This window comes from Novosphingobium sp. 11B (assembly GCF_054589055.1).
This window is the reverse complement of record NZ_BAAILP010000150.1, coordinates 2,425-10,375: the sequence shown is the minus strand read 5'-3', so window position 1 is coordinate 10,375 and position 7,951 is coordinate 2,425. Positions and strand designations below refer to the sequence as shown.

Annotated in this window: 8 protein-coding genes; 3 read left to right on the top strand and 5 right to left on the bottom strand. The window is 67.2% G+C overall.

Annotated features, from left to right (window positions below; genetic code table 11):
* Positions 1-126: 126 nt before the first annotated feature.
* The 5 genes from yaaA to ACYPYD_RS14145 form a co-directional block, all read right to left on the bottom strand.
* The gene (gene yaaA / locus ACYPYD_RS14165; RefSeq protein WP_459663762.1) at positions 127-879 is read right to left on the bottom strand and encodes a peroxide stress protein YaaA; all 753 of its coding nucleotides are present in this window, start codon (positions 877-879) and stop codon (positions 127-129) included.
* A gap of 81 nt (positions 880-960) precedes the next feature.
* Positions 961-1,698, bottom strand: a complete 738-nt coding sequence (locus tag ACYPYD_RS14160; protein ID WP_211151696.1) for a FadR/GntR family transcriptional regulator — start codon at positions 1,696-1,698, stop codon at positions 961-963.
* A 41-nt stretch (positions 1,699-1,739) separates the two neighbouring features.
* Positions 1,740-2,681 carry a sugar kinase gene (locus ACYPYD_RS14155; protein WP_459663761.1) on the bottom strand — a complete coding sequence of 314 codons (942 nt, stop codon included), beginning with the start codon at positions 2,679-2,681 and terminating at the stop codon, positions 1,740-1,742.
* Positions 2,669-3,877, bottom strand: a complete 1,209-nt coding sequence (gene manD / locus ACYPYD_RS14150) for a D-mannonate dehydratase ManD (protein WP_211151697.1) — start codon at positions 3,875-3,877, stop codon at positions 2,669-2,671. The genes ACYPYD_RS14155 and manD overlap by 13 nt, the downstream gene beginning before the upstream one ends.
* 304 nt (positions 3,878-4,181) lie before the next feature.
* Positions 4,182-5,075 carry a helix-turn-helix domain-containing protein gene (locus ACYPYD_RS14145; RefSeq protein ID WP_459663759.1) on the bottom strand — a complete coding sequence of 298 codons (894 nt, stop codon included), beginning with the start codon at positions 5,073-5,075 and terminating at the stop codon, positions 4,182-4,184.
* 149 nt (positions 5,076-5,224) lie between these two features.
* Between ACYPYD_RS14145 and pobA the strand changes: the two genes are divergently transcribed.
* Genes pobA through pcaG form a run of 3 tightly spaced genes read left to right on the top strand, consistent with a single transcriptional unit; the run spans position 5,225 to position 7,850 of the window.
* Positions 5,225-6,406: a 4-hydroxybenzoate 3-monooxygenase gene (pobA, locus tag ACYPYD_RS14140; protein WP_459663758.1), complete on the top strand. Its 1,182-nt coding sequence runs from the start codon at positions 5,225-5,227 to the stop codon at positions 6,404-6,406.
* 42 nt (positions 6,407-6,448) lie between these two features.
* Positions 6,449-7,165 carry a protocatechuate 3,4-dioxygenase subunit beta gene (gene pcaH / locus ACYPYD_RS14135; protein ID WP_459663756.1) on the top strand — a complete coding sequence of 239 codons (717 nt, stop codon included), beginning with the start codon at positions 6,449-6,451 and terminating at the stop codon, positions 7,163-7,165.
* A complete protein-coding gene (pcaG, locus tag ACYPYD_RS14130; protein ID WP_459663754.1) occupies positions 7,155-7,850 on the top strand; it encodes a protocatechuate 3,4-dioxygenase subunit alpha in 696 nt (231 codons plus the stop codon). The genes pcaH and pcaG overlap by 11 nt, the downstream gene beginning before the upstream one ends.
* Positions 7,851-7,951 lie beyond the last annotated feature (101 nt).

Below are 7,951 nucleotides of genomic sequence, written 5' to 3'. Positions count from 1 at the left end.
CGCTCCCCCACCCGACCACCCAACGGTAGTATCCTGAGGGTGATCGGGTGGGGGAGCGGGCCGGTGCCGCAAGGAAATGCCCGGATGGGCATTTCCCATGAACTACCGAAGGCAGCGGCGTCCCCGTCAGGCGCGCGTGAAGCGCCAGCGGTCGGCGTCGCTCTCCTCGGCATCGAAGCGGTAGCCGTCGGTGTCGAAGCCGCGCATCGCATCGACGTCGGTGATGTGGTGCTCGCACATCCAGCGCGCCATCATGCCGCGCGCACGCTTGGCGTTGAAGCTGATGAAGCGCGGGCCGTTGGGGCCGGGCTCGCGGAACTCGACCTCGATCACCCGGATGCCGGAAAGGCGCCCGGAGACGGCGGCGAAGTATTCCTGGCTGGCGAGGTTGAGCACGACCCCCGATCCTTCCTCCGCCACCTGTTCGCGCAGCAGCGCGGCGATGCGGTCGCCCCACCAGTCGGTCAGGGACTTGTGGCGCGGCGCCCAGCGAGTGCCCATTTCGAGGCGGTAAGGCTTGATCGTGTCGAGCGGGCGCAGCAGCCCGTAGAGGCCCGAGAGCATGCGCAAGTGATCCTGCGCGAAAGTCACGCCCGGCTCGTCCAGCGTATGCGCCTCGAACCCGGTGTAGACGTCTCCGGCGAAGGCGAACAGCGCCTGCCGCTCGGGCAGTTCGGGGAAGTCGCGAAAACGGTCGGCGTTCAGCTTCGCCAGACGCGGCGAGATATGCATCAGCTCGGAAAGGCGCTTCTGCGTGAGGTTCGCGGCCGAGCGCGCAAGGCTGGTCGCCTCCTCCTCGAAGTGCGGGGTCGAAACGGCGAGCGGCGGGAGCACACGCTCGAAATCGAGCGTCTTGGCGGGAGACAGAAGGGCAATCATCGCGGCTTGCGGTAGCGAGCACCGGCAGGCGCGTCAAATGCCCTTCGATGTCCGCTTCGACACCAGGCCGCCGCCGGCCGGCTACGCGCGGATGCGGCGGCGTTTTTCGCCGATCTCCTGCCTGGCCTTCTCGATCAACTGGAGTTCGGTGACGGCCAGCAGGTCCTCCGAAACGCGCATCAGATGGGCGCGCATGGCGGAGCGCGCCTGCTCGGGATCGCGCTGGACGAGCGCGTCGTAGACCCGGCGGTGCTCGTCGGGGCGCGGGTTGATGCCGACCTGCCGCGCCTGCTCGAACATGTGGCGACACAGCGGCGACTGTTCGCGCAGGTCCCACAGGTGTTCGACGGTCTGGGCCACCAGCGAGCTTTGCGTGCCTTCGGCAATCGCCATGTGGAACTGCCGGTCAAGCACAAGCTCTTCCGCCGTCGCGGGATCGAGTGCCTCCATCCGTTCGAGGATTTCGCCGACACGCGCCACTTCCTCGTCGGACATGACGGTCGCGGCGAGCGCGGCGGCCTCACCCTCGAACATGATGCGCGCCTCGATCAGTTCGAACGCGCCGACGTTGAGTTCGGCCGGAGTGCGGTCGGCAGGGATTTCCTCGGCCACGTAGACGCCCGAGCCATGGCGCACTTCCACCAGTTGCCGAATCTCGAGCGCGATCATCGCTTCGCGGATCGTGGGACGGCTGACCTGGAATTGCTCGGCAAAATCACGCTCCGCAGGCAGCCGGCTGCCGGCCGCATATTGCCCGCTTCCGATGCGCTGTTCGATCTCTTGCGCCACGCGCTGATACAGTTTCAAGCGTTCCGCCATCCCCGATGAATGTCACAAGCCGCGGGCGCCCGCAACATGTCTTACCAATTTTCCGGTGCGATATAGGGCGCTGCCGGGTCCCGCGGGGGGATCGCGCCGCGTCGCATGACGTTCCAGCCTGCCATCCGGTGCCCGGCGAGTGCCGCCTCCGCAACCGGAACGCCCCGCATGCGGGCATCGAGGTAGCCGCCGTTGAAGGCGTCTCCGGCGCCGCTGGTATCGACCGGGCTCAGGGCGTTCGGCACCGGGCAAGCCGTTGCGTCGGGCAGGAGGCAGCCTTGCGCGCCCAGCTTGACTACGACCTCGCCGCAACCGAGCCGCCGCCAGTGCGCAGCGACCGCCTGCGGCGAGGTTGCGCCGTCCAGCAGCGCCTCGTCCTCGAAAGTCGGCAGGCCGATGTCGGCAAGGCCGATCGCCTCGTCACGCATGCGCGCCGCTGCCTCGGGAGATTCCCATAAGCGCGGGCGGTAGTTGCCGTCGAAGGCAACCAGACCGCCGCAATTGCGCACCCGCCCGACCAGGGCGAGCAGGTCCCGCCGCCCCTGCGGCGGCAGGATCGCCAGCGAGATCAGCGAAAAGCACAGAAGATTCGCTGTTTCGGCAACGTCCATCGCGGCATCAACGGCTTCCAGTTCGAACAGCGCCCGCGCCGCGCTGGTTTCCCGCCAGTAAGTGAAACTGCGCTCGCCCGCAGGGTCGGTGGTGATGGCGTAGAGCCCGGCCTGCCGCGAGGGATGCGTCAGGACGAGACCGCAATCGACCCCCTCCGCCGTCCATGCCGTGCGCAGTCCATTGCTGAAGGCATCCGTGCCCAGCGCGGTCATGTAGGCGACGTCATGCCCGGCGCGGGCGAGATGAATGGCGGTGTTCAGCGTATCGCCGCCAAACCCCACGCCCCATGCTCCCGCCGAGCCGGACAGTTCCACCATCGCCTCTCCGAGGCAGACGATCCTTGCCACGCTGCCGCCTCTTACCAGTTCCACATCGTCCCGTCCTCGAGCCGGGCGACCGGCAGGTAGGCGGGCTTGTAGGGGTATTTCGCCGCCAGTTCCTCGTCGATATCGACGCCGTGGCCAGGGGTCTCGCCGCAGAACAGCTCGCCCGCCGCGAAGCGATAGTCGTGCGGGAAGACCGCGTCGGTTTCCTCGGTGTGGCGCATGTATTCCTGGATGCCGAAGTTCGGAACCCAGGTGTCGAAGTGCAGCGCCGTGCCCATCGTCACCGGCGATAGGTCGGTCGCGCCGTGACTGCCGGTGCGAATTTGGTAGAGCGCGGCAAGATCAGCGATGCGGCGCAGGTGCGTGACGCCGCCCGCGCTGACGATCGTGCAGCGGATGTAGTCGATCAACTGGTTCTGGATCAGGTCCTTGGCGTCCCAGATCGTGTTGAAGATCTCGCCCACCGCCAGCGGCGTCACCGTATGCTGGCGGATCAGCCTGAACGCCTCCTGGTTCTCGGCCGGGGTCACGTCCTCCAGCCAGAACAGCTGGTACGGCTCCAGCATCTTGCCGAGGTTCGCGGCTTCCTGCGGGGTGTAACGGTGGTGACCGTCATGCAGCAGGTGATGGTCGAAGCCGTACGTCTCGCGCAGCTTCTCGAACAGCTTGGGCACGTAGTTCAGCGCCTTGCGCGTGTCCCAGCCGGTGACCGACGGAAGCGCGGCGTCGGCCGGCTCGTAGAACAGCTTGCCGCGTCCGACGCCGTAGGCATCCTTGATGCCCGGCACACCGGTCTGCGCGCGGATCGCCTTGTAGCCAAGATCGATGTACTGGCCGACCGCATCGACCGTCTCGGCGATGTCGGCGCCGTTGGCATGACCGTAGCACATCACGCCGTCGCGGCTGCGGCCGCCGAGCAGCTGATAGAGCGGCATGCCCGCCATCTTGGCCTTGATGTCCCACAAGGCGACGTCGACGGCCGCGATCGCGCGCATCGTCACCGGGCCGCGGCGCCAGTAGGCACCGCGATAGAGATACTGCCAGATGTCCTCGATCCGGCGCGGGTCCATGCCGATGATGCACGGAACCACGTGATCTTCGAGATAGGCGACGACGGCCTTTTCGCGCCCGTTCATGGTGGCGTCGCCGATCCCGTACACGCCCTGATCTGTCGTGATCTTCAGCGTCACGAAATTGCGACCAGGGCAGGTCACGATGACCTTGGCCGAAATGATCTTCACAGCGTTCTCCCTTGAGAGCCGGGCGGAGCAACGCCCCCTGACTCGCTTTACTCCCCTTCCATATTGGCCCTACCTCATCGACACAATACATCAGATAACTAGCTTGCGTGGAATAATGCCGGGGCGTTAGCCGTCACGCCATGCCCGGCGTAAGGAATACCATCAGGCGCTTTTCCTTCGGCCGAAAAATGACCTGACCAATATAAAGGCTTCTTCCGGCTGCAATTCTGAATGCACTCCTCGATCGCTGCACTCGCAATGACAATCGAGGATCGTAGCGCCGTCATTCCCGCGAAGGCGGCATTCAATCGAGCAGGACCACGGCCCGGGAAGCAAATTTCGTGCGGTAGGCGCGCGGAGACAGGCCGAGCTTGCGCTGGAAGAACCGGCTGAAATAAGCCGGATCCGCGAAGCCGACCGAGAACCCAATCTCCGATATGGACAGGTTCGTGTAGAGCAGCGCCCGCTGCGCCTCCAGCAAGGCCCGCTCGTCGAGCATCTCGCCGGGCGAGCGTCCCGCCACTTTGGCGCAGGCAGCACGCAAGGCGGTCTCGCTCACCCCCAGCGCGGCGGCGTGGCTCGAGATCGGCTCGCGCAGGCGGAACCGCCGCTCGATCCGTTCGCGCAGGCGCGCGACGGTCGAGGCGTGGACACCTGCGCGCGCTCCCGCTGCCGCCGGCGCGTCCATGCTGCGGATGGCGACCACTAGCAGGGAGAGCATCGCCGCGCTGACCGCCGCGCGGTGCCCCACCGAAGCCCAGTTCAACTCGCGCACGAGGTCGGCGACGATCCGGCGCACGTGCTCGACTTCCCCGGCCGCGAGGCCGACCGCCCTTGGCCGCGCGAAGAGGTCGGCGAGGGTTTCGTCAGCAGCGTTGAGGTCGGCGACGTAGCTGCTACCCACGGTCACGACGAAGCCCTCGCTGTCCTCCAGCCATTCGAAGCCGTGCACGGTCGATGCAGGCACAAGCAGGAAGCCCGGCGCCTCGATCCGCAGCAGGGCGCCGTCCGCCTTCATCGCTCCGCCGCCGGAGAGCAGAACGAAGATGTGGTTCAGCTCGAAATGCGCGTGCGGTTGGATCGTCCATTCGCTGGGGCGTGACCGGTCGACCAGCGCTTCGACGTGGACGAAGTCCTTGTGCACCAGCCTTGGCGCTTCTCCGTAGAGGTAGAAGGAAGGGACCGTATGCTTGCTCAAGAGCGCTCACCTTGCGGGCTGTCGTTTCGTCCAAGTAATATGTCGGCGCGGCCATGTCCATCGCGGGTCGCAGGAGTAGGATGGCGACACAGCACGGAGCTGCAGCGGGCCACGTCGACAAGCCCCTGACAGCTCAGGAGAGGATTTTCATGCGCACCAGCGTTGCCATCATCGGTGCCGGCCCGGCCGGTATGTTTCTCGCACATCTGCTTGCGGCAGAGGGCATCGACGCCATCGTCATCGAGCGGCGGGACCGCCGCTACGTCGAGGGCCGCGTGCGCGCGGGCGTGCTCGAACAGGTCACCACCGACCTGATGCACCGCCTCGGCCTCGGCGAGCGGCTCGATCGCGAGGGCCTCGTCCACGGCGGCACGCAGATCTCGCTCGACGGTTCGCTGTTCCGCATCGACATGGCCGAACTGACCGGCGGCAGCGCGGTGACCGTCTACGGCCAGCAGGAAGTCATGCACGACCTGTTCGAAGCCGCCCCCGCGCGCGGCCTGCGGATCGAATGGAACGCCGAAGACGTCACGCTGGAGGGCCTCGACACGGATGCCCCCGTGGTCCGCTGGCACAAGGACGGCGAGGCGCACGAGTTGCGCTGCGACTTCGTGGCCGGGTGCGACGGCTACCACGGCGTCAGCCGCGCCAGCATCCCCGCCGATGTCCTGCGTACCTTCGAGCGGGTCTATCCCTTCGGCTGGCTCGGTATCCTTGCAGACGTGCCGCCCGCCGACCACGAACTGATCTACGCCAACCACGAACGCGGCTTCGCCCTCGCCTCGATGCGCTCGGCCACGCGCAGCCGCTATTACATCCAGTGCGGGCTGGACGAGAGCATCGAGGACTGGCCCGACGAACGCTTCTGGGACGAACTGTGCCTACGCATCGGCCCCGAGGCGGCGTCGCGCGTGACGCGCGGAGCCAGCTTCGAGAAGTCGATCGCGCCGCTGCGCTCCTTCGTGTCGGAGCCGATGCGCTGGGGCCGCCTGTTCCTTGCCGGGGACGCCGCGCACATCGTCCCGCCGACCGGGGCCAAGGGTATGAACCTCGCGGTTTCCGACGTCATGTTCCTGGGTGAAGCGCTCGTCGAGCACTATCGCGGCGGCAGCCAGGCCAGGCTCGACGGCTACTCCGCCCGCGCCCTCGCCCGGGTGTGGAAGGCGGAGCGGTTCTCCTGGTGGTTCACCTCGATCACCCACCGCTTCCCGGAAATGGACGGCTTCGCCCGCCGCATCCAGGCCGCCGAACTCGACTATATCCGCGGCTCGCGCGCCGCCCAGCGCACGCTGGCGGAGAACTACGTCGGCCTTCCCATGGGCACCGCCTGATGACAGCCCCTTCCAATCAACCCCGTTCCGGAGCCATGACCCGTGACTGAAGTTCTGCCCTATGCCCTCGAGGATGCGGGATCGCCGCCATCGCTCGTCCCGGATTACCGCTCGACGGGCCTGCGCAGCCCGTCGCTCGCACCGCTTCCCCTGCAGCAGACGCTGACCGAGACGACCGGCCCGACCGGCTGCTGGGACCGGCTGATGGGCGGCGCGATGGCCGACCTCACTGCCCAGCACAAGGCGCCGCCGCAAGGCCAGCGCATCGTCGTCTCGGGCCGCGTGCTCGACGATCGGGGGCGGCCGGTGCCCAACACCGTGATGGAGATCTGGCAGGCCAATGCCGCGGGACGCTACATCCACGGCAAGGACAACTGGGACGCGCCGCTGGACCCCAACTTCACCGGCGCTGGCCGGGTCATCACCGACGATCAGGGCCGCTACAGCTACACCACGATCCGCCCCGGTGCCTATCCCTGGGGCAACCACAAGAATGCGTGGCGACCGGCGCACATCCATCTCTCGCTGCTTGGCCCGGCCTTCTCGACGCGGCTCGTGACGCAGCTCTATTTCCCCGACGATCCGCTGATCGAGATCGACCCGATCGCCAACGCCGTGCCGATGCCCTACCGTAACCGCATGGTCTGCCGTTTCGACATCGCGACAACGGTGCCCAACTGGGCGCTCGGCTACCTGTTCGACGTGGTGCTCAAGGGCCGCGACCAGACCCCGTTCGAGGACGACCATCATGACCACTGATCTGGAAACCCGCAACGCCGCTCCCCGTGCGGACAACCTCGATCCCGCGCTGTTCGGCCAGACGCCCTCGCAGACGGTCGGTCCCTTCTTCCACTACGGTTTGCCGTGGAAGGGCGGCGCGGACCTCGTCGGCGCGTCCGAGATGGGCGCGCGGCCCGAGCTGTTCCCCGAGGCGCACTACATCCTCAACGTCAGCGCGCCCAAGGACGCGCCCGAGGGCGAGGTGATCGCGCTGGCGGGCTGCGTCTACGACGGCAACGGCGATCCGGTCAGCGACGCGATGATCGAGATCTGGCAGGCTAACGCCGCCGGTCGCTATTGCAGCGCCGACGACCCGCGCGAAGACCTGGCGATCGACCCGAACTTCACCGGGTTCGGCCGCGCATCGACCGACGAGAGCGGCGTCTACCGCTTCCGCACCGTCATGCCCGGCCGCGTTCCGGGACCGGGCAACACGCTGCAGGCGCCGCACATCGCGGTTTCGGTGTTCGGGCGCGGGGTGCTCAAGCGCCTGCCCACCCGCCTCTATTTCGAAGGCGCGGAGGGCAACGAGGCCGACCCGGTGCTCGCTCAGGTCCCCGAGGAGCGCCGCGACACCCTGATCGCCCGCCGCCGCGAGGACGGGACGTGGTGGTTCGACATCGTCATTCAGGGCGAGCGGGAAACGGTGTTCTTCGACCTGTGAGCCGCCTCATCGCCCAGCGCGCCGCCGCCACGCCGCCGATGCTCGCCGTCCATGACGACGTGACAGTGATCGCGCATGCCCTCGCGTTCGAGAGCGCGCTT

Excerpts from the sequence above, each read along its gene's own strand:
- yaaA (WP_459663762.1), bottom strand. The coding sequence starts at position 879 with ATGATTGCCCTTCTGTCTCCCGCCAAGACGCTCGATTTCGAGCGTGTG.
- ACYPYD_RS14160 (WP_211151696.1), bottom strand. The coding sequence starts at position 1,698 with ATGGCGGAACGCTTGAAACTGTATCAGCGCGTGGCGCAAGAGATCGAA.
- pobA (WP_459663758.1), top strand. The coding sequence starts at position 5,225 with ATGCGCACCAGCGTTGCCATCATCGGTGCCGGCCCGGCCGGTATGTTT.
- pcaG (WP_459663754.1), top strand. The coding sequence starts at position 7,155 with ATGACCACTGATCTGGAAACCCGCAACGCCGCTCCCCGTGCGGACAAC.